The following is an 18,858-nucleotide window of genomic DNA, read 5'->3' as shown; positions in this document are numbered from 1 at the left end:
CGGGGTGGCCGGCATCATGACCACCGTCGTTTCGTATGGGGACTTTGTCGACAGCATCGCCGCGGCGCTGCAGTTCATCAGTCACCATCATCCTCCCGACTATATCCGGCACCTCGCCGCCTCCTATGAACGCGAGGCCAGCGAGCCGGCGAAACAGGCGATTGCCCAGATCCTGATCAACTCGCGGATGTGCGCGGAAGGCCGGCGTCCGATCTGCCAGGATACGGGCATCGTCAATATCTTCGTACGCGTCGGCATGGACGTCCGGCTCGTCGGATTCCCGTCGGGCATCGTGGATGCGGCCAATGCCGGGGTGAGTCGTGCTTACCTCGATCCCGACAATGCGCTGCGTGCCAGCATCGTCGAAGACCCGTTGTTCGCGCGGCGCAATACCGGCGACAACACCCCGGCGGTCGTCCATGTTGAACTGGTGCCAGGCAACACCGTCGTGGTCGACGTGATGGCAAAGGGCGGCGGCAGCGAGAACAAGAGCAAGTTCGCGGTGCTGATGCCCAGCGATTCGGTCGCGGACTGGATCGTCAGCATGGTGCCGTCGATGGGGGCCGGTTGGTGTCCTCCCGGCATGCTCGGCATCGGCGTCGGCGGCACGGCCGAGAAGGCCATGCTGCTGGCCAAGCAGAGCCTGACCGAACCGCTCGACATGCTCGATCTCAAGGTCCGGGGCCCGCGCGACGCATTGGAGGCGCTGCGCATCGAGATCCATGACCGCATCAATGCGCTTGGCATCGGGGCACAGGGGCTCGGTGGGTTGACCACCGTGCTCGATGTCAAAATCGCCACCTACCCCACGCATGCGGCAAGCATGCCTGTCGCCATCGTGCCGAACTGCGCGGCAACGCGGCACGCGCGCTTCGAACTCGATGGCAGCGGCCCGGTCATGCTGACGCCGCCGTCGCCCGACCTCTGGCCGGACCTGCCTTTGCCCGACGGCACGGCGAGCCGCCGGGTCGATCTGAACTCCGTGACCCGGGAGGAAACCCGCACATGGCGGACGGGCGAGACGCTGCTGCTGTCGGGGCGCATGCTGACCGGGCGCGATGCCGCGCACAAGCGGATCGACGACATGCTCGCGCGTGGCGAGCCCTTGCCGGTGGACTTCCGCAATCGCATGATCTACTACGTCGGCCCCGTTGATCCGGTGCGTGACGAGGTAGTAGGCCCTTGCGGCCCAACCACTTCAACACGGATGGACAAGTTTGCCGAACGTATGCTGCCTTCCACCGGCCTGCTCGGCATGATCGGCAAGGCCGAGCGCGGACCCGATGCGATCGCCGCGATCGTGAAGAACGGCTGCGTCTATCTGGCGGCGACCGGAGGAGCCGCCTATCTGATCTCCAAGGCGGTCCGGTCCTCTCGCGTTGTGGCATTTGGCGATCTCGGCATGGAAGCCATCTACGAGTTCGATGTGGAGAACCTGCCCGTCGTCGTCGCCGTGGATGCCGGCGGCAACAGTGTCCACGAAAGCGGACCGCGCACCTGGCGCATCGCGGCGGCATGAAGAACCACTTGCCTGATTATCGCGTCGCCGGCAGGCGCCACCCCGGACGACGCTCAACCCCGCGTGGCGATCAACATCCTTAACTGAAGTATCCCGAAAAGATCAACCAATTTGATAAAGTCATCTACACCGGCAAGACCCATACCGTCGGCGGCCGCAACGGCAACTCCCGCAGCACCGACGGCCGTCTGGCCGTCGATCTCTCAGGACCCGGCAGCAACGGCGCCGGTACCAATCCGGAACAGCTCCTGGGCGCTGGCTGGTCGGCCTGCTTCCTTGGCGCAATTGCCAGGGCGGCACAGGTGGCGAAGGTCACGGTTCCGGCCGACGCTGCCGTTGACGCTGAAGTGGATCTCGGCCAAGCAGGGGAGGGCTACTTCCTGGCGGCACGGCTCTATGTCAGTTTGCCCGGGATTGACCGCGAGATCGCGCAGTCCCTGGCCGCGGCCGCACACCAGCTTTGCCCGTACTCCAAGGCGACTCGCGGCAATATTGATGTCGAGATCAATATCGTCTGACGACAGGATCTCGCACGACACTTGAGGGAGACGCTCCTGTTGCTTGCGCACGCATTGGCTCGCGCCGGTGCGTGCCTTGCAGCCATGGCCGACCGCGGTCCGGTAAGGGGAGAACGCTGGTCGGCTCTACCCGACCCGTTGAGGTCATTTGCCTCGACTTAATGAATCTCCGCTCCACTCGCCTGACCGGCTCTCGAGGGCAGGATGTCAGGAGGCCAAGGCGGTCGCGGAAGCAGGCCGGGAAGAGTCGGGAGCGGCCGGCTGGCACCGCGCAGCTAAGCTGCCCGCGCACTTCCTCAGCATTCCCCAATCGTCGCCGCAACGCACCTGATCACCACCGTCAGCGAATCGATCGGAGAGGTCTACGCCGACCACGCCGAGTTGCAGCTTCTTGCCCGCCTTTTGACTTCCCAATGTGAGACGTGAAACAGCACTGGCACCGTTGCCAGCATGTTGACCCCGGCAGCCGGCGGCTGCGCGGGGTCAGCATGGCATTGTTCGCAAAGTAGCCTCGGCGCGCGTCGACTGTTATTCAAAGCGCTAATCAGCGTCTTTACCGCCAAGCCATTGCCGGACGGCTTTGTTTTGCCGATAGTCGGTCCGATCTTTCTCGCGTACTCATTCGCTGCGCCTTGCCGGTTTGACCGGCTCACGGAGTTCCTATGCAGAACTGAATCAGGCAAGACACGTATTGACATCCTGGTGATTGGCGGTGGCAGCGAAGGCGTGCGTGCCGCTCGCCTGGCCGCCGGGCACGGCGAGCGAATAATCAAAACTGATTTCGATAAACTCGAGGGGGCAGACAACTATGTCGGACATTCGCCAAATAGACGTCACGGAATTTATTGACAGGCAGCCCCTGTCGTTATTCCAGGTTAATATCGTTATATTGTGTTTTCTTATTGTCGCTATCGATGGATTCGACACAGCCGCAATCGGATTCATTGCTCCGGCAATTAGTGCGGAATGGAAATTGAAACACGGTGACCTCGCACCGTTGTTCGGTGTTGGACTTATTGGGCTGATGGCCGGGGCCTTCATTTTCGGACCACTAGCGGATTGCTTGGGGCGGAAGATTGTCCTAGTGCTCTCGGTGGTGTTCTTTGGGATCACGAGCCTTGTCTCCGCTGAAGCCGGTACGTTGTGGGAGCTGATTGCGCTGCGCTTCCTAACGGGGCTTGGCCTTGGTGGGGTTATGCCGATTGCGATTACGTTAACCTCCGAATTCTGCCCCCAAAGGCGTGTCTCTATTCTCGTGACTACGATGTTCTGTGGTTTCACCGTCGGGATATCACTTGGCGGGCTCGCATCGGCGTGGCTGATTGAAGGATTAGGATGGCGCTCAGTACTAGCGGTTGGTGGCGTATTTCCTATGGTCCTTGCCGCAGTCGTGGCCTGGAGATTGCCCGAGTCTGTCAGGTACCTTGCCATGGCCGGTAAGAACGAAGAGCGGATTCGCGCCACGCTTTACCGCATCGCGCCTCGTGCAGAACTACACGAGGCAACCTTTGCCGTATCGGAAAAACGCAGCAACCGTTCACCGCTAGGACACTTGCTCCGGCCGGCTCTCGTCCGTCCTACGCTAATGTTCTGGCTGACATTCTTCATGAGTCTACTGGTGCTCTTTCTTTTGGTCAGTTGGCTTCCAACTCTTTTGAAAGAAGTCGGTCTGTCACTCCGCGATGCCGCCTATGTTTCCGCAATGCTACCGGGAGGCGGAACCTTAGGCGCCATCGTGCTGGGGTGGTTAATGGATCGGCTTAATCCCTACTACGTCCTGGCCACCAGCTACTCGCTTGCATGCCTGTTCATTGCTGCGATCGGCAGCCTGGCTTCCGAACCGGTGGCTGCCGGAGTAGCAGTATTCTGCGCAGGCTTCTGTATCTCTGGCTCTCAAGTAGGCGTAAACGCGCTGATCGCAAGGTTTTACCCCACGGACTGCCGCGCGACAGCAGTGGGGTGGGCGAATGGTGTGGGCCGAATCGGCTCCGTCGTGGGTTCGATGGGCGGGGCGACATTGCTCTCATTTGGCTGGAGCATGCCGACTTTGTTTGCCGTTGTTGGTCTGCCCACACTAGCTGCTGGAGTAGCAATGCTAGGGCTGGGCTCATCCCGTTCTTCGTCAGCGCCTCAAAAAATGTTGATGCGTGACAGAATAAAAAAGTCCTCCAGTTAATCGGAATCAGGTATGGCATTTATGAAGTGATGGCAGTTCTTTAATTTCATTTTCGTTAGTTCAAAAACCGTTTGCCTTTCAAGGTCTTGCTAGACGGCAGATGTAACGTGGAGTCTGGAATGAAGAGAATCGTTGTTGTAGGTGGTGGTTTCGGAGGGCTGTGGAGCGCCGTTGGGGCGGCTCGGAAGATCCGTGAAGCGGGCGTGGAGCCGAGCAACATGGAAGTTGTTCTTGTCAGTCCTGGGAAGCATCACAGCATCCGCGTGAGGAACTATGAATCCGATCTCGCAAGCACGCTGGTTCCATTTGCCGAGGTGCTGGACCCAATTGGAGTCCAGCATGTTGAAGGCGAAGTAATCGATGTGAATACTTCGAGACAGGTAGTCCTTGTTCGCACTGAGAGGGAGGAAACGGAGATTTCGTATTCCAAACTGATCATCGCTACCGGTAGTCAACTTGCCCGTCCGCCGATCCCGGGGTTGGCTCAATATGCCCACGATATTGACACGTACGCTGGCGCAAAGCGCCTGAAAGAACATATGGGCAGGCTGGCGGAAGCGAGTCCTGCGGCAGGTCGCTTCACGGCGATTGTGATTGGGGCTGGGCTCACGGGCATTGAGCTGGCATTGGAGTTACCCGATCGACTACGGGAAGCGGCAAGGTCAGCGACAGGATCAGACTCAGACAAAGTGTCCCGAGTCATCTTGGCGGACCGAACACCGCGTATTGGAGAAGCGATGGGTGAGGCCCAACCGGTCATCGAGCGGGCATGTGAAGAGCTTGGCGTTGAGATGTGGCCAAATTTCTCAATTGAATTCATTGGCGAGTCCGAAGTGGTTTTGACCAATGGTGAGCGCTTGCCTGCTTCGACCGTGGTGTGGTGCGGCGGCATGAGGGCGCATCCATTGAATCGACGCCTGCCTGCGAAGTTCGATAGCCTGGGAAGGATAGTGGTCGACAAGTTCATGCGCGTGGGGGGTATCAAAAACGTCTTCGCCGCGGGCGATGCTGCCACCACGCAAATTGATGGCGATCACTCGTCAGTCATGTCGTGTCAACACGCGCGTCCGATGGGGCGCTTTGCTGGCCACAACGCAGCGAGTGAACTGCTGGATTTGCCGATGATGCCTCTGAGCATCGACTGGTACACAACAATCCTTGATCTCGGAGCTTGGGGCGCTGTGTACACGGAAGGATGGGACCGACGCTTAGTGGCGGAGGGTGCTGTGGCGAAGCAGACCAAGCTGACCATCAACCACGAGCGCATTTACCCGCCAAGGTCCGGCATTGCTGACGAAATTCTCGAGGCGGGAGCCCCAATTGTGCAACGACCGCCAGGATACGGTGAGAGCACAGGAAAGCCGTAGCCACCTCATCAGTACCGCGTGAACCGGGGAGCGGGCGGCTGGCTAATCAGAAGCCATCGCCCTTCCGCTAGTCCCTGGCGCCAGCGATAGTTGTGCACGCTGACTGCCACGTGGTCGGGATTGCGGAGCGCCGGCCGCGCTGCGCTCGAAGGTGGCGTCGTCGAACTTCCACCGCGGGGACACCGGGGCATCGCCAAGTTGATGCCGCTACGCTACGTCGGATGGTTTGGGCGGATCGGTAAAGGGACGTAACGAAGCCTCTGCGCATGGTGGCCGGCATCGGCGCGTTCTATTGGCGATTGCGTTCCAGAAATTCGGTGATTGCCTTCGCGACGAGTTCGGGACGTTCTTCGTGGACGAAGTGGCCTGTGTCTTCCAGGTTCACGGTTGTCAGGTTGGACGCCTTGGGGGGAATTACCTTGCTCATCCAGCGATAGGCTGGACCGCCCATCGCCAGAACTGGTGCCTCCAGCTTTGGGTATGTCTTGCTGTCGGCGATGTCTTGGGTGAAGCTCCGGTACCAGCCGTTGCTGGCGCGAATGGCTTCCGCGCTGTTGTAAGCGCGCTCATATACTGCTCGATCGCGCGCATCGATGGCGTTCTCGTCGACGAGTAAGTACTTGAACAGCCAGTCCTGTACGATCCGGACGCGTCCGGCGAGCAGCTTCTCAGGCAATCCACAGGTACGGATGCGCGAAATCGAGCTTGTCGCCAAAGGTGCCATGGGCTGGCAGCAACTGGAATGTCAGCAGGCTTTCGTCCGGATGTGGAAATTCCAGCATCACTAGCCGGTCGGTGGCCTGCGGGAAGTTCGCGGCATACGAGAACGCCACGGCAGAGCCGATGTCGTGGCCCGCGACACTGGCCTTTTCATAGCCAAGCGATTTCACCAGCGCGTGGATGTCGCGCGCCATCGTCTTCTTGTCGTATCCATCGGCGGGCTTGGACGATCCGCCCATCCCACGTAGATCCACGGCGATGACGGTGTGGTGTTGGGCAAGCGTTGGCATGAGTTTGTGGAACGTCCACCATGTCTCCGGCCATCCCGGCAGCAGTACCAATGGATCGCCCTTGCCGCCGACGACATAGTGCAGACGTACGCCATTGACTTCGGCGGTGCCATTGCGGAAGCCCCGCAGCGATTTCACCAACGCGGCGTCAGAGATGTCGGCCGTGCGCGCTGGCGCAGCCTTGCGGGCAGTGTGCGATGCGGGCGGGGCCGTATCGAGCGGCTGGGCCACGCTGGGCAGCGACGCCGCCATCAGGACGGCCAGCGTGACGCCGGCGAATGCGAACTTGGCAGGAGTTTTCAACATATTTCTCCAGGAAATCGGGAATGGTTCAGGCAACCGTGAGACGCGGATCGTCAGCGCCTTGGATCGGCGTCTGCACGACCGAGAAATATGGGTAGTAGGGCACCACGGTTTCCGGGAACGTGGCGAGCTGCACGCCCTTCTGGCCAAGCTCGAGAATCTTCCTCACTACCTTCTCGACGGTGGCTTCACGACTGTAAAGATGGGACTGAACTGGACTGTGGCGGCTTTCACGAATTTCACTACTTCCTTTGCGACGACATGTGGTGACGAAAAACGTTGGTCTTGGCGATGCTGTATATGCAGCATTGCCGGGGAAACTGGAATCGGGCATCGTGGCAGTGCACGATCTATCTGGGTCCGGGCAGGCGGCGGCCAATATCCATGATGGCTTCGACGCTCGACCCGCCCAGCATCGCGGTGGCTTTGGTCTGAGCGACGGACCAGGCGGGCGCGGCATCGCGCAGCAACGTCCGGCCCAGACTCGTGACAGCAAGTGGCCGCGTACGGCCATCCTCGTCCGGCGGTCCTTCGACGATCCATCCCTGTGCCAGCAGCGGCTGCAGATTCCTGGTGAGCGTAGAGCGGTCGTGGTGGTTGCGGCGGCCAAGAGCCGCGCGGCCGATTGGCCCGAGTTCATGAATCATCACTAGCAGCGTGAGCTGCGGTGCATTGATTCCAAATGGTCTGAGGGCGTCGTCATAGAGCGCGGTCAGGACACGTGATATCTGGCGGGTTCGGGTAAGTAGGCAGCTTCGCAGGATTTCGCCGGTTGCGCCGGCCTTTATTGAGGTGCGAGAGTCTGCGGTCTTCATGGTGATCGTGTGTTGCAAGGCAGCGGCTGACAGGCACTTAAGGATGGGGTGCATGGCGCTTTCCTTTTAGGCAGGTGGGTTGCGGCAACACGCACATCCAGACCGGATGTGACGTGCAAATCCAGGACAGGCGTTTGCATCTGAGCACACCTCCGCAGCGGGCTGTCGGGATTTTTGTATGACAACGTAGCGGCGCGCGCGGCTGATACGAACTAATACATTAAGTGCCACCTTCTGCTACAGCCGGGATACATCTCCATCTTTCAATGCTGCATATGCAACAGATACCCACCACGTTGATTGGGTTTGTTGCAGACCCTAGAGCAAGAGGTAGATGACATGACAACGAAATCCACAGTTCGCAGCGCGCTCCGATTCGCGGCCACCGCGGGCGCAGCGGCGCTGGCCGCCACGCTGTTCATTGGCAACGCCCACGCAGCGGTGCCTCAACCTGTATCGCCGGAAATTGGCTTCGTCCAGGTCAACCCCGATATCAAGCTGAGGCGCCTGGTCATACGCAATGCCAATGCAAGGGGCACGGTGCTGTTCCTGCATGGGTTCCCCGAGACGCTGTACGCGTGGAAGGACATCGCCTCCTCCCTGGGCCAGAACTATGAAGTCCACGCGTTCGACTGGCCGGGCTATGGCGAGTCCTCCCGTCCCGGCGCTGACAGGTTTGCCTACTCACCTAAAGACTATGCAAAGGTGCTCAAGGACTACATCGCCACGGCGGGAATCGACAAGCACCATCTGGTGATCTACGCGACGGACATTGGCGCGCTGCCGGCTCTGCTGGCGGCCATCGACGACACGGCCATCGCAAAGCGCATCGTTGTCGGCGACTTTGCGCCGTTCAACCGGCCGCAGTTCATGCAGGAGCGCCTGCAAGGGCTCAAGGATCCCGCCACCGCGGATGCGATTCATGCCGCCTTCAACCGCACACGCGACGAGATCCTGCAGAACGCCTTTACCCGCGGACTTCCCGAGTCCTCACGCTATGAGTTGACACCGGAATTCAAGGCCGACATCGCCCGTGGATGGCAAAACGGTGCCTTGACCTCTGCCGATGCGTTCTACCACTACTACTCTCATTTCACGCGTGACCAGGACTATTTCGAAGCGAACCTGGGCAAACTTAAGACGCCTGTCAGCGTGATCTGGGGCGAGAAGGACATCTATATTCGCAAGGAGATGGGCGAGGAATTGGCAGGACGCGCAAGCCTTGACATGAAGGTCTTGCCCGGTCTTGGCCACTATATGCACCTCCAGGACAAGGCTGCGACGATTTCAGAAGTACAGGCCGCGTTCGATGCGCGGTAAGCAACGCCATTTGCATATATCGGAACGCCGGCGGTCCATCGGACGGACCTGGTCAGCCATGACCTTTAGCGTTCCAGGGCAAGGAAGGCATTCCGGTGCGCGTGGACTTTAACCCGGGCGCATTCGCGCCCAAACACACGCCCCGACTACGGCCCGTATGATCGAGAACCGCGATCGGCGTCATTAAGGTCTTGGCGAGGGGAATCCGGGTTCGGCCACCGGGCCTGTTCGGCCGGGTGGCCTTGCCCAAGCCGTGGATGACCTGACTATTTGCCGAGTATGGACTTATTACGGGCGTCGATGATCTCGGCCGTTCGCTCCGTCGCACCCTCGCCGGCTTCCATGCGCACGTCGCGCAAGCCCAGCGTGCGTGGACCCACGCGCAAGCTGACCGGTTCGACCGGTTCGCCGGTTCTATCCTCGACGAGACGGATAGGCGTCCGCTTGCTGCACCATTCGTCGCCCCATTGCATCAGCCCTACGATTATCGGATAGAGCGCCTCTCCCTTTTCCGTCAGCCGGTACTCGGTGCGCCGTTCAGCGCCCTCGGCTACCACCTTCGCCAGCACACCGTGCTCAATTAGGGTGTTCAGCCGCGTGGTCAGCACGTTTCGCGCGATACCCAGGCGCTGCTGGAAGTCGTCAAAGCGCGTGGTGCCCATCATGCACTCTCGCACGATGAGCAAGCTCCACCATTCGCCGACCTGCTCCAGCGCGCCAGCCACGGAGCAGTTCATCCCTGTGAAAGTCTTGCGGTGCATAAGCGAACGTCCTGCGGTACATAACGCTCATCCTAGATGAAAAAGTTGCATGAAGCAACCTAATGCGCTATTGTAAGTTGCATCAAGAAACTTTTGTGGGCTGCGGCCCGTGGCGATTCCCCCAACGGGCGGCTCGATGTGCCGCGGAGGACATTCACATGGATAAACGTCTTATCGTTCTGGCCAGCGGCATGTTCGCGATTGGCACGGACAGCTTCGTGGTTGCCGGCGTGCTTTCGCAGGTCTCGGCCTCGCTTGGCGTATCGGTGGTGCTGGCCGGCCAGATGGTGACGCTGTATGCGATCAGCTATGCGCTGCTGTCGCCCATCATCGCTGCAGCGGCAGCGCATTGGCCGCGCAAGCAGTTGCTGCTCACGGGTCTCGCCGTGTTCGTGGTGGGCAACGTGGTGACCGCTGTGGCGCCGAACATCGAACTCGTGCTGGCCAGCCGACTCATTGCGGGCCTGGGCGCGGCCATGTTCAGCCCGACCGCGACGGCAACTGGCGCGTCGTTGGTGCCGCCCGAGCAGCGTGGGCGCGCGCTCGCCATCGTGATCGGCGGTCTGTCCAGTGCAACGGCGCTGGGCGCGCCGCTGGGCACCTTCATCGGCGGCGCGCTGGACTGGCGCGCGACGATGTGGTTCGTGGCCGCCGTCGGCACGCTGGCCGGACTGGGCGTAGCGTGGCGCTTGCCGGAGATCCCGACGCCGCCGGCCATCAGCCTGTCGCGCCGCCTTGCACCGCTGGCGGATACTCGCGTGCTGCTGACTCTGCTGACCACCTGGATGATCTATGCGGGCCTCTTCCTCGTCTACACCTACATCGGCCTGAGCTTCGACCGCGCCACCGGCGGAGACCCGCGCGTGCTGGCGGCCTTGCTGCTGCTGTGGGGCGTGGCGGCGACCGCCGGCAATTTCGCCGCCGGCCGCCTGACCGATCGCTACGGCAGCCGCCGCATCATCAACGCCGCCATTGCCGTACTGGTCATCGACTTCGCCCTGTTGCCGCTGACGTCGGCATCGCTGGTGACCGCGGTCCCAGCTCTGATCGTCTGGGGCGTGTGCGGCTGGGGCGTGCTGGTCCCGCAGCAGCACCGGCTCATCAGTATCACGCCGGCTGCCTCGCCGCTGCTGTTGGGGCTGAATTCGGCGGCGATCTACGTCGGCGTATCGATGTCAGGCGTCATCGGCGGCGCGGCTATCGCCTGGTTCGACCGTCATGCCCTTGGCCTCGTGGGTGCGGGCTTTCTGGCGGTAGCGTTGTTTGTCGCCGAATGGGCACGACAGCGGATCGCCCGCCCGGAAGCGGGACCGGCCGGCGTGGTCGCCGCCACACCCGGTTCGGCGAACTGAAGCCGAGCAGGGAACACCGGCAGGCGCGCGGCGCACTGTCGGACGAATCGCCGATGAACTAATGGACGGATTGGGCAGCAGAGCATGGCAGACAGACAGAACGGCCGGGCCGGCAGGCGGCGATGGCTATTGGCAGGTGGGGTACTGGTCGTGACGGCCGGCACGCTGGTCGCAACGATGGCATTGAAGACCTCGGGCGCGGCAACAGCCCCGGCGGCCGCCGCGCCCGAGGTCTTCGTGAAGACACTGGCGCCTGAGAACATACGCGTCTGGGCCAACTTCTCCGGTCGCCTCAATGCGGTGGACGAGGCGCTGGTTCGGCCTGAAGTGGGCGGCAAGATCGTGGAAGTCCGTGTGCGCGACGGGCAAACGGTGAAGGCGGGCGATGTGATGTTCGTGATCGATCCGCGTCCCTATGGCGCAGCTGTGGCCCGTGCCCGCGCCGACCTGGCGTCGGCCCGTGCGCGCGCCGAGTTCGCGGCCGCCGAGCGTGAGCGCGCCAAGGGCCTGATCGACGCCGACGCGATCCCGCTGAGCCTGCACGACCAGCGCACCAACGAAGACCGCATGGCCAAGGCGGCCGTGCTGGCGGCCGAAGCCGCGTTGCGCCAGGCCGAGATCAATCTCGACTATGCCTACGTCAAGGCGCCGATCGCCGGCCGCATCAGCCGGGCGGAAGTCACCGTCGGCAACCTGGTCCAGCCCGGCGCGAATGCGCCCGTGCTGACCCGCATCGTGTCGAACGACGGCATCTATGCCGACTTCGATGTTGACGAACAGGCCTATGTCCAGTCGATTCACCGTTATGCCGAGACCCAAAAAAAGGAGCAGCACATCCCGGTGGAAATGCGTGTGCAGGGCGACACGGAGCGCATCTACCCAGGTGTGATCTACACGTTCGACAACAAGATCGACACCCGCAGCGGGACGATCCGCGCGCGGGCGAAGTTCGAGAACCGCGACGGGGCGCTCGTCCCCGGCATGTTCGTCTCGATCGGGCTGGCTGGTAGTGGCGACACGTCCGCGCTGGTGGTGCCGGATGTGGCCGTTGGCAGCGACCAGAGCAAGAAGTTCGTGTACGTGGTGGGCCAGGACAACAAGGTGGCTTATCGCGCAGTCTATCTCGGGGCCGGGCTCGATGGCAGGCATGTGGTCGCGAGCGGCCTCAAGCCCGGCGAGCGTGTGATTGCGCGCGGGCTGCAGTTCGTGAAGCCCGAGGCGGTGGTCACGCCGAAGGAACTGGCTGAAGATGATGTGAAGACCGCCGCCACGACGGCAGCACGCGGGGCGGAGTAGTCGCATGAATCTGTCCAAGTTCTTTGTCGACCGCCCCAACTTCGCGGCGGTCATCTCGATCCTTATCTTCCTTGCCGGTGTGCTGGCCATTCCGAAGCTGCCGATTTCCGAGTATCCGGAAGTCGTGCCGCCGTCGGTGGTCGTGCGCGCGCAGTTCCCCGGCGCCAACCCCAAGGTCATCGCCGAAACCGTGGCTACGCCGCTTGAGGAGCAAATTAACGGCGTTGAGAACATGCTGTACATGTCCTCGCAGGCGGCCAGCGATGGCGTGCTGACACTGACCGTAACGTTCAAGCTGGGCACGAACCCGGACCTCGCCACGCAACTGGTGCAGAACCGCGTCAACGAAGCGCTCCCGCGCCTGCCAGAGGTGACGCGTCAGCTCGGCGTCAGCACGGTCAAGAGTTCGCCGGACCTGACGATGGTCGTGCACCTCATTTCGCCGTCGGACCGCTATGACAATCTTTATCTCCGCAACTACGCCCTGCTGAACGTCAAGGACGAACTGGCGAAGATTCCAGGCATCGGACAAATCAAGCTGTACGGTTCGGGCAACTATGCCATGCGCGTCTGGCTCAATCCGCAAAAGATTGCCGAGCGCAACATGAATCCCGACGAGGTCGTGGCCGCGATTCGCAAGCAGAACATTCAGGTTGCGGCGGGCGTGGTGGGCGGGCCGCCGTACAAGGACAACGTCGAGATCCAGTTGCCCGTGAACGTGCAGGGCCGCCTGGCCGACGTGGACCAGTTCGAGAACATCATCGTCAAGCGCGAGGCGGGCGTGGTCACCTACCTGAAGGACGTGGCCCGGGTGGAAATGGGCGCCAGCGAGTACGCGCTGCGCGCGTTGCTCGAGAACAAGCAGGCGCTGGCAATGGTGATCTTCCAGACGCCGGGCGCGAACGCCATCGACATCTCGAACAATGTCCGCGCCAAGATGGCCGAACTCAACAAGCGCTTCCCCGATGGCCTGGAGTACCGCATTGCCTACGACCCGACCACGTTCGTGCGCGATTCGATCAAGGCAGTCATCCATACGCTGCTCGAAGCCATCGCGCTGGTGGTCCTGGTGGTGATCGTCTTTCTGCAGACCTGGCGCGCGGCCATCATTCCGCTGCTCGCTGTGCCCGTATCCGTGGTGGGCACATTCGCGGTGATGCTCGGGTTTGGCTTCTCGATCAATGCGTTGTCGCTGTTCGGGCTGGTCTTGGCGATCGGCATCGTCGTGGATGACGCGATCGTGGTGGTCGAGAACGTCGAGCGGAACATCGCCACGGGCCTGCGGCCGCGCGAAGCCACCATCAAGGCGATGCAGGAGGTGACGGGGCCGATCATCGCCATCGCACTGGTGCTTTGCGCGGTCTTCGTGCCCATCGCGTTCATCAGCGGCCTTACCGGTCAGTTCTATCGCCAGTTCGCGCTGACAATCGCGATCTCAACCGTGATCTCGGCGTTCAACTCGCTGACACTGTCGCCGGCATTGTCCGCCTTGCTGCTGCGCTCGCACGATGCGCCCAAGGACCGTCTGACGCGCCTGATGGACCGCTGGCTCGGTGGCTTCTTCAGCCGCTTTAACCGCGTCTTCAGCCGGGGAGGGGAGTCCTATGGCGGTGGCGTGAAGCGAGCGCTTCAGCACAAGCGCGGGTCCATGGTCTTCTACGCGTTGCTGCTGGCGGCCACGGTACTTGGCTTCGTCCGGGTGCCCGCCGGCTTCGTGCCAATCCAGGACAAGGGCTATCTGGTCAACCTGGTTCGCTTGCCGGAAGGGGCGACGCTGGACCGCACCGAAGCCGTGGTCCGGCAGATGGGCGACGTGGCGTTGAAGGCGCCTGGTGTTCGCACCGCCGTGCAGTTGCCGGGATTGTCGATCAACGGGTTCATCAACAGCCCGTCCTCCGCCGTGGTGTTTGTCGGGGAACAGTCGTTTGAGGAGCTGCACAAGCAGGGAACGACAGGACCGGCGATGGCCGCCAGCCTGCAGAAGCAGTTCGCGTCGATCCGCGATGCTTTCATCGCCGTGTTCCCGCCGCCGCCCGTGCAAGGGCTCGGCAACACCGGAGGCTTCAAGCTGCAGATCGAGGACCGTGGCGACGCCGGCTACCAGGCGCTCAGCAAGGTAGTTAACACCGTGCTGGAGAAGGCACGCAAGGCGCCCGAGCTGGCGGGGGTGTACACCAACTACAACGTCTCCACGCCGCAGATCTATGCAGACGTGGACCGTACCCGCGCTGCGCAGCTCGGTGTGGATGTGGATGATGTGTTCAAGACCATGCAGATCTACCTTGGCTCGCTCTACGTGAACGACTTCAACAAGTTCGGCCGCACGTACCAGGTGATCGCGCAGGGCGACAAGGACTTCCGCTCGAAGCGCGATGACATCCTCGGTCTGAAGGTGCGCAACGTCGAAGGCAGGATGGTGCCGCTGGGAGCCGTGGTGACGCTCAGCGACACCAGCGGCCCTGACAGCGCCTCGCGCTACAACGCCTACCGCTCCGCCGACATCAATGGGCGCGCGGCGCCCGGCTACTCCACCGGACAGGCGCAGGCGGCGATCACGCGCATCCTGAATGACACGCTGCCCGGCGACATGGCCTTCGAATGGACCGAGCTGGCCTACCAGCAGATCCTGGCGGGCAACACCGCGCTGATCGTGTTCCCGATCTGCATTCTGTTGGTGTTCCTTGTGCTGACCGCGCAGTACGAAAGCCCGTTCGTGCCGCTGGCCATCATCCTGATCGTGCCGATGTGCCTCTTCTCGGCCATCGCGGGGGTCTGGTTGACCGGCGGGGAGAACAACCTCTTCACGCAGATAGGGTTCTTTGTGCTGATAGGACTGGCGTGCAAGAACGCGATCCTGATATGCGAGTTCGCCCGGGAACTGGAAATACAGGGCAAGGCCACGCTTGCGGCAGCCATCGAGGCCGCACACCTGCGCCTGCGGCCGATCCTGATGACGTCGATTGCCTTCATCATGGGGGTACTCCCTCTGGTGCTGTCGCACGGTGCCGGCGCCGAGATGCGCCACGCGATGGGCGTGGCCGTTTTCTTCGGCATGATCGGCGTCACGTTCTTTGGCCTGTTCCTGACGCCGGTCTTCTATGTCCTGATCCGTAAACTGGAAAAGCGCATCACGCGGAAGGAAAGGGTGCAGCAGCATGCTGAAGCTTGAACGATGGGCTGCCTCTGTCCTTGCTGCCGCTGCGGCTGTCGTAGCGGGTTGCACGACTCCGGTGGGGCCGCAAAGCTCCGGTGTCGACGTCGCGCCGCGCTGGCAGACGCTCGCGCCCGCGCAGGCTAACGCCGACCTGATCGAGAGCCACGACGATGCGAAGGTCGACCAGCAATGGTGGTCGCATTTCCACGACCCCGCGCTGGAGGCGCTGGTCCGTGAGGCGATTGCCGGCAACAAGTCGCTTGGCATTGCGCGGGCACGGGTCGAAGAGGCGCGCGCAGCGCGGCTGCAGGCGCAATCGGCGCTGGCGCCGGAGGTGAACGCCGTAGCGAGCAGCGAGCGCGGCAATCGCGGCCTGCTGACCAATGACAAGGCGGTCACCGTGAACCAGGTGGAGCTGTCGGCGGCGTGGGAACTGGACCTGTTCGGCCGCAACCAGGCCCGCACGGCACAGGCGACGGCGATCCTCCAGTCCACCGAGGCCAGTGAGCAGGCCGTGCGTGTTGCGTTGCTGGCGGAGGTGGCGCGCACTTACTTCGAATTGCGCAACCTGGACCGGCAAATTGCGCTGACGACCAGCAACCTGGAGACCCAGCGCAGGACGCTGAAACTGGTCGAAGCCCAGCAACGCGGCGCGCTGGTGAGCAACTTCGACGTCCAGCGCGCGGCGGCGCAGACCTCCACGACCGAGGCGCGCGTGCCGACGCTGCGCGCAGCGCGGGACGCGGCGGCCAACCGGCTATCGACGCTGCTCGGCAGGCCGCCGGGCACCTTGCAGGAAGTCGCGGCCGCGCCACAGCCGTCACTCGACGGGCGCATCGTCGTCTCGGCGCCGGCCGCCGTGATCGCCACGCGACCGGATGTACGCGTAGCGGAACGCCGCTTCGCCGCGTCGATCTCCGCACGCAAGGCGGCGGTCGCGGAACTGTTCCCGAACATTTCGCTGACCGCTTTATTCGGCGTACAGAATGCGACGCCGTTCTCGTCGACACCCTGGGGGATCGGAGTCGGGCTGGTGCAGCCGGTACTGAACTTCGGGCGCATCCGGTCGCAGATCGATGCGGCCGACGCGCGCCAGACGCAAGCGTTCCTGGCCTACCAGCAGACCGTGCTCGACGCACTGGAGGATATGGAAAGTGCGATGTCGGCCTACCTGAACGAGCAGGCGCGCAATACGTCGCTCGCCGCAGGCGTGGCGCAGAACCGGCGCGCAGCCGAACTGGCGCGAACACAGTACCGTTTCGGCTATGTCGGCCTGCTGGACGTGCTGGTAGCCGAACGTGACCTGCTCGACGCGGAATCGCAGCAGGCCGCATCGGATGCGAGCCTGCGGACGAACCTCGTGCGAATCTTCGTTGCTGCGGGCGGTGGTTGGGAGGTTGAACAAGATCTCCACTAGACGCGGTGGTCCAGCGGTCACCGTTCACTGTTCACGGCGCGGGGTCCGAAACTTGAATGTAGCGAGGAGTCTGACGATTGGTCGCGGCGGACAATCTTCCGTTCGGCGCATGTCGCTGGCCTCTGCTCATACAGGTCAATACGTTGCATCCCAGCGCCCGAAGCATCCCGTCGGCGGTTCGTGATGGCCGACGGGGTACTTTTGCAAGCGAGTCAGATCACGAAGTCAGGACGTCCACGGCCACATCGATATTGCCGCGAGTAGCGGGAACAGGTTCCGACCTGGCCTCCGGGCGCGCCAGTCGAATACCGCAACGGGAAGCCCGCCGGAAGCCGCGTAGACTGACGCCGCCAGCCCCCCAGCCCCGTCATGATCGCCACATCGTAGACGTGTGCTGGATCGAGTTCCGGAAGCAGACCCAGATAGGGCTCGAGTTGGCCAACGTCGGGGTTGCGCCACCTGTCGAATCTGTTCAAGTGGTCGTCGCGCACGTGGGCGCTCGGACCGCTGGTGGGTTCGACGATCGCGCAAACCGTATTCGATGGCAGTCGCAACAGTTCGAACCTGGCCGGCGCGCGTGCCGCGCGCGAGGAGAGCGTGGCGCGCTACCAGCAGACCGTGCTGGTGGCGTTTCGCGAAGTCGAGGACAGCTTGGCCGATGTGCGCTGGCTCAGCCAGCAATCCACGGCGCTGGACGGGGCACTGGCCGGGGCGAAGCGTGCCCAGCGCATCTCGCGCAGCCACTATGACGCGGGCGCGGTGGATTAGCTGACCGTGATCGATGCCGACCGGACGGTGCTGCAATCGCAACGCGATGCCAACGCCGTGGCCGGCTTGCGGGCCGCGGCGACGGTGTCGCTGGTGCGCAGCCTCGGGGGTGGATGGAGTCCGCGCAACAACCCTGACAGCGGGCCTGCTGTCGAGTGAGTTAGATAGTGTATCAGGAGGCCCTGGTGCTCAAGCCGGGAAGGTACCCGACGCCAGACGATCCAAAGCCGGTTATCGGTCTGTATGTCGGCCCGGATGTCGTGACAGATCAACAGCACAAGCGGTGAGCTTCTGCCTTGCGGTTGCCGCGGAACTTGTATAGCATTGCAACTACGATATTTCAAGTCTTAGTATATCATGTCGCACATCAGTACAGGCGTTGAATACAGCCTCCACTGCCTGCTGTACCTGACGCGTTCGAACGCAGCGGTGGAAGAAGCGAGCGTCCGTGATCTGGCTGAGCTTCAGGGCGTTCCCCATGACTTCCTGGCCAAGCTGTTCACCAAGTTGGCCAAGGCTGAGCTGGTGGTCGCTACGGAGGGCATCAAGGGCGGATTCCGGCTCGCGCGGCCCGCCAACCACATTACCGTCCTCGATGTCGTGGAAGCGATCGATGGCGAGAAGCCTCTCTTCGACTGCCTCGAGATCCGCGGGCGCTGTGCCGTCTTCAATGATGACGCGCCGGGCTGGGCGACGCGTGGCGTTTGCTCGGTTCACGCCGTCATGCAGGCTGCAGAGAAAGCTATGCGAGCGGAACTGAAACGGCATACTCTGGCCGACCTTTCTCAGCGCGTCAATGATAAGACGCCGGCCAGCTACGGTGTGCAGGTTGTCAGATGGCTGTCGGATCGAGCGGCCAATCGGCGGGGCGGAAGACCTGCGCCCAAGCGCTCCACTTCGCGCAAGAGCGGCTGAGGTTCGCCCGCTCGATTCTCCTGCGCAACACGCGCGAAATGGCAGGCGACCCCAACCCTACAAAGCTCCCGGGTGCGCACGCCGTTGGTTTCTCCAGTCGCTGCAGTGTCTCGCAAATGGCCCACAAATAGTGGGCTGTGGGCCCAGGCGGATTCCGGCAGCGGATG

15 protein-coding genes and 4 pseudogenes are annotated in these 18,858 nt (G+C 62.4%); 12 read left to right on the top strand and 7 right to left on the bottom strand.

The genetic code is table 11. The features are described from left to right. The first annotated feature begins 16 nt into the window (after nucleotides 1-16). From CupriaWKF_RS31325 to CupriaWKF_RS31305, 5 genes are all read left to right on the top strand, one after another. Nucleotides 17-1,519 (top strand): fumarate hydratase, encoded by a 1,503-nt coding sequence (locus tag CupriaWKF_RS31325; protein WP_276104130.1) that lies wholly within the window; start codon nucleotides 17-19, stop codon nucleotides 1,517-1,519. A gap of 101 nt (nucleotides 1,520-1,620) precedes the next feature. After that, nucleotides 1,621-2,037 carry an organic hydroperoxide resistance protein gene (locus tag CupriaWKF_RS31320; protein ID WP_276104129.1) on the top strand — a complete coding sequence of 139 codons (417 nt, stop codon included), beginning with the start codon at nucleotides 1,621-1,623 and terminating at the stop codon, nucleotides 2,035-2,037. A 450-nt stretch (nucleotides 2,038-2,487) separates the two neighbouring features. Continuing rightward, nucleotides 2,488-2,886 (top strand): hypothetical protein, encoded by a 399-nt coding sequence (locus tag CupriaWKF_RS31315; protein ID WP_276103963.1) that lies wholly within the window; start codon nucleotides 2,488-2,490, stop codon nucleotides 2,884-2,886. After that, nucleotides 2,846-4,213, top strand: a complete 1,368-nt coding sequence (locus CupriaWKF_RS31310) for an MFS transporter (protein WP_276103962.1) — start codon at nucleotides 2,846-2,848, stop codon at nucleotides 4,211-4,213. Before CupriaWKF_RS31315 ends, CupriaWKF_RS31310 begins: the two co-directional genes overlap by 41 nt. A 119-nt stretch (nucleotides 4,214-4,332) precedes the next feature. Continuing rightward, nucleotides 4,333-5,580, top strand: a complete 1,248-nt coding sequence (locus CupriaWKF_RS31305) for an FAD-dependent oxidoreductase (RefSeq protein ID WP_276103961.1) — start codon at nucleotides 4,333-4,335, stop codon at nucleotides 5,578-5,580. A 59-nt stretch (nucleotides 5,581-5,639) separates the two neighbouring features. On the opposite strand, the pseudogene CupriaWKF_RS31300 reads toward CupriaWKF_RS31305, so the two are convergent. The 5 genes and pseudogenes from CupriaWKF_RS31300 to CupriaWKF_RS31280 form a co-directional block, all read right to left on the bottom strand. Beyond that, nucleotides 5,640-5,760: pseudogene (locus CupriaWKF_RS31300) on the bottom strand (alpha/beta hydrolase); the annotation flags it as partial. A gap of 109 nt (nucleotides 5,761-5,869) precedes the next feature. Beyond that, entirely contained in the window at nucleotides 5,870-6,256 is a 387-nt protein-coding gene (locus CupriaWKF_RS31295; RefSeq protein WP_276103959.1) for an alpha/beta hydrolase, read from the bottom strand. Beyond that, a complete protein-coding gene (locus tag CupriaWKF_RS31290; RefSeq protein ID WP_276103958.1) occupies nucleotides 6,249-6,896 on the bottom strand; it encodes an alpha/beta fold hydrolase in 648 nt (215 codons plus the stop codon). The genes CupriaWKF_RS31295 and CupriaWKF_RS31290 overlap by 8 nt, the downstream gene beginning before the upstream one ends. Before the next feature lie 37 nt (nucleotides 6,897-6,933). Continuing rightward, nucleotides 6,934-7,136 (bottom strand): annotated as a pseudogene (locus tag CupriaWKF_RS31285) (nitrilase-related carbon-nitrogen hydrolase); the annotation flags it as partial. A gap of 107 nt (nucleotides 7,137-7,243) precedes the next feature. Then, complete coding sequence (locus CupriaWKF_RS31280) at nucleotides 7,244-7,762, bottom strand: MarR family winged helix-turn-helix transcriptional regulator (protein ID WP_276103957.1); 519 nt, start codon at nucleotides 7,760-7,762, stop codon at nucleotides 7,244-7,246. Between the two features lie 285 nt (nucleotides 7,763-8,047). On the opposite strand from CupriaWKF_RS31280, the gene CupriaWKF_RS31275 reads away from it, so the two are divergent. Next, the gene (locus CupriaWKF_RS31275) at nucleotides 8,048-9,028 is read left to right on the top strand and encodes an alpha/beta hydrolase (RefSeq protein ID WP_276103956.1); all 981 of its coding nucleotides are present in this window, start codon (nucleotides 8,048-8,050) and stop codon (nucleotides 9,026-9,028) included. A 266-nt stretch (nucleotides 9,029-9,294) separates the two neighbouring features. On the opposite strand, the gene CupriaWKF_RS31270 is transcribed toward CupriaWKF_RS31275, so the two are convergent. After that, the gene (locus CupriaWKF_RS31270) at nucleotides 9,295-9,789 is read right to left on the bottom strand and encodes a helix-turn-helix domain-containing protein (RefSeq protein WP_276103955.1); all 495 of its coding nucleotides are present in this window, start codon (nucleotides 9,787-9,789) and stop codon (nucleotides 9,295-9,297) included. A 158-nt stretch (nucleotides 9,790-9,947) separates the two neighbouring features. Here CupriaWKF_RS31270 and CupriaWKF_RS31265 point away from each other — a divergent pair, with 158 nt between their 5' ends. The 4 genes from CupriaWKF_RS31265 (at nucleotide 9,948) to CupriaWKF_RS31250 (ending at nucleotide 17,008) form a co-directional block, all read left to right on the top strand. Beyond that, nucleotides 9,948-11,141 (top strand): MFS transporter, encoded by a 1,194-nt coding sequence (locus tag CupriaWKF_RS31265; RefSeq protein ID WP_276103954.1) that lies wholly within the window; start codon nucleotides 9,948-9,950, stop codon nucleotides 11,139-11,141. Between the two features lie 84 nt (nucleotides 11,142-11,225). Beyond that, on the top strand, nucleotides 11,226-12,437 hold the full coding sequence (locus CupriaWKF_RS31260) for an efflux RND transporter periplasmic adaptor subunit (protein ID WP_276103953.1): 1,212 nt from the start codon (nucleotides 11,226-11,228) through the stop codon (nucleotides 12,435-12,437). Between the two features lie 4 nt (nucleotides 12,438-12,441). Continuing rightward, nucleotides 12,442-15,606 (top strand): multidrug efflux RND transporter permease subunit, encoded by a 3,165-nt coding sequence (locus tag CupriaWKF_RS31255; RefSeq protein ID WP_276103952.1) that lies wholly within the window; start codon nucleotides 12,442-12,444, stop codon nucleotides 15,604-15,606. Next, nucleotides 15,593-17,008 carry an efflux transporter outer membrane subunit gene (locus CupriaWKF_RS31250; RefSeq protein WP_276103951.1) on the top strand — a complete coding sequence of 472 codons (1,416 nt, stop codon included), beginning with the start codon at nucleotides 15,593-15,595 and terminating at the stop codon, nucleotides 17,006-17,008. The genes CupriaWKF_RS31255 and CupriaWKF_RS31250 overlap by 14 nt, the downstream gene beginning before the upstream one ends. 263 nt (nucleotides 17,009-17,271) lie before the next feature. Here CupriaWKF_RS31250 and CupriaWKF_RS31245 read toward each other — a convergent pair. Continuing rightward, nucleotides 17,272-17,463, bottom strand: a pseudogene (locus CupriaWKF_RS31245) (thioredoxin reductase); the annotation flags it as partial. A 4-nt stretch (nucleotides 17,464-17,467) separates the two neighbouring features. On the opposite strand from CupriaWKF_RS31245, the pseudogene CupriaWKF_RS31240 reads away from it, so the two are divergent. Beyond that, nucleotides 17,468-17,935, top strand: a pseudogene (locus tag CupriaWKF_RS31240) (TolC family protein); the annotation flags it as partial. A gap of 198 nt (nucleotides 17,936-18,133) precedes the next feature. Beyond that, nucleotides 18,134-18,691, top strand: a complete 558-nt coding sequence (locus CupriaWKF_RS31235; protein WP_276103949.1) for an Rrf2 family transcriptional regulator — start codon at nucleotides 18,134-18,136, stop codon at nucleotides 18,689-18,691. Nucleotides 18,692-18,858 lie beyond the last annotated feature (167 nt).

The sequence above is a fragment of the Cupriavidus sp. WKF15 genome (genome assembly GCF_029278605.1).
GTDB lineage: Bacteria > Pseudomonadota > Gammaproteobacteria > Burkholderiales > Burkholderiaceae > Cupriavidus.
The sequence above is the reverse complement of the archived record's forward strand: the minus strand, read 5'-3'. Positions and strand labels throughout refer to the sequence as shown.

Coding starts and splice junctions, on each gene's coding strand:
- CupriaWKF_RS31280 (WP_276103957.1), bottom strand. CDS start 7,762: ATGCACCCCATCCTTAAGTGCCTGTCAGCCGCTGCCTTGCAACACACG.
- CupriaWKF_RS31315 (WP_276103963.1), top strand. CDS start 2,488: ATGTTGACCCCGGCAGCCGGCGGCTGCGCGGGGTCAGCATGGCATTGT.
- CupriaWKF_RS31290 (WP_276103958.1), bottom strand. CDS start 6,896: ATGTTGAAAACTCCTGCCAAGTTCGCATTCGCCGGCGTCACGCTGGCC.
- CupriaWKF_RS31260 (WP_276103953.1), top strand. CDS start 11,226: ATGGCAGACAGACAGAACGGCCGGGCCGGCAGGCGGCGATGGCTATTG.
- CupriaWKF_RS31325 (WP_276104130.1), top strand. CDS start 17: ATGACCACCGTCGTTTCGTATGGGGACTTTGTCGACAGCATCGCCGCG.
- CupriaWKF_RS31265 (WP_276103954.1), top strand. CDS start 9,948: ATGGATAAACGTCTTATCGTTCTGGCCAGCGGCATGTTCGCGATTGGC.
- CupriaWKF_RS31275 (WP_276103956.1), top strand. CDS start 8,048: ATGACAACGAAATCCACAGTTCGCAGCGCGCTCCGATTCGCGGCCACC.
- CupriaWKF_RS31255 (WP_276103952.1), top strand. CDS start 12,442: ATGAATCTGTCCAAGTTCTTTGTCGACCGCCCCAACTTCGCGGCGGTC.
- CupriaWKF_RS31270 (WP_276103955.1), bottom strand. CDS start 9,789: ATGCACCGCAAGACTTTCACAGGGATGAACTGCTCCGTGGCTGGCGCG.
- CupriaWKF_RS31250 (WP_276103951.1), top strand. CDS start 15,593: ATGCTGAAGCTTGAACGATGGGCTGCCTCTGTCCTTGCTGCCGCTGCG.
- CupriaWKF_RS31235 (WP_276103949.1), top strand. CDS start 18,134: ATGTCGCACATCAGTACAGGCGTTGAATACAGCCTCCACTGCCTGCTG.
- CupriaWKF_RS31310 (WP_276103962.1), top strand. CDS start 2,846: ATGTCGGACATTCGCCAAATAGACGTCACGGAATTTATTGACAGGCAG.
- CupriaWKF_RS31305 (WP_276103961.1), top strand. CDS start 4,333: ATGAAGAGAATCGTTGTTGTAGGTGGTGGTTTCGGAGGGCTGTGGAGC.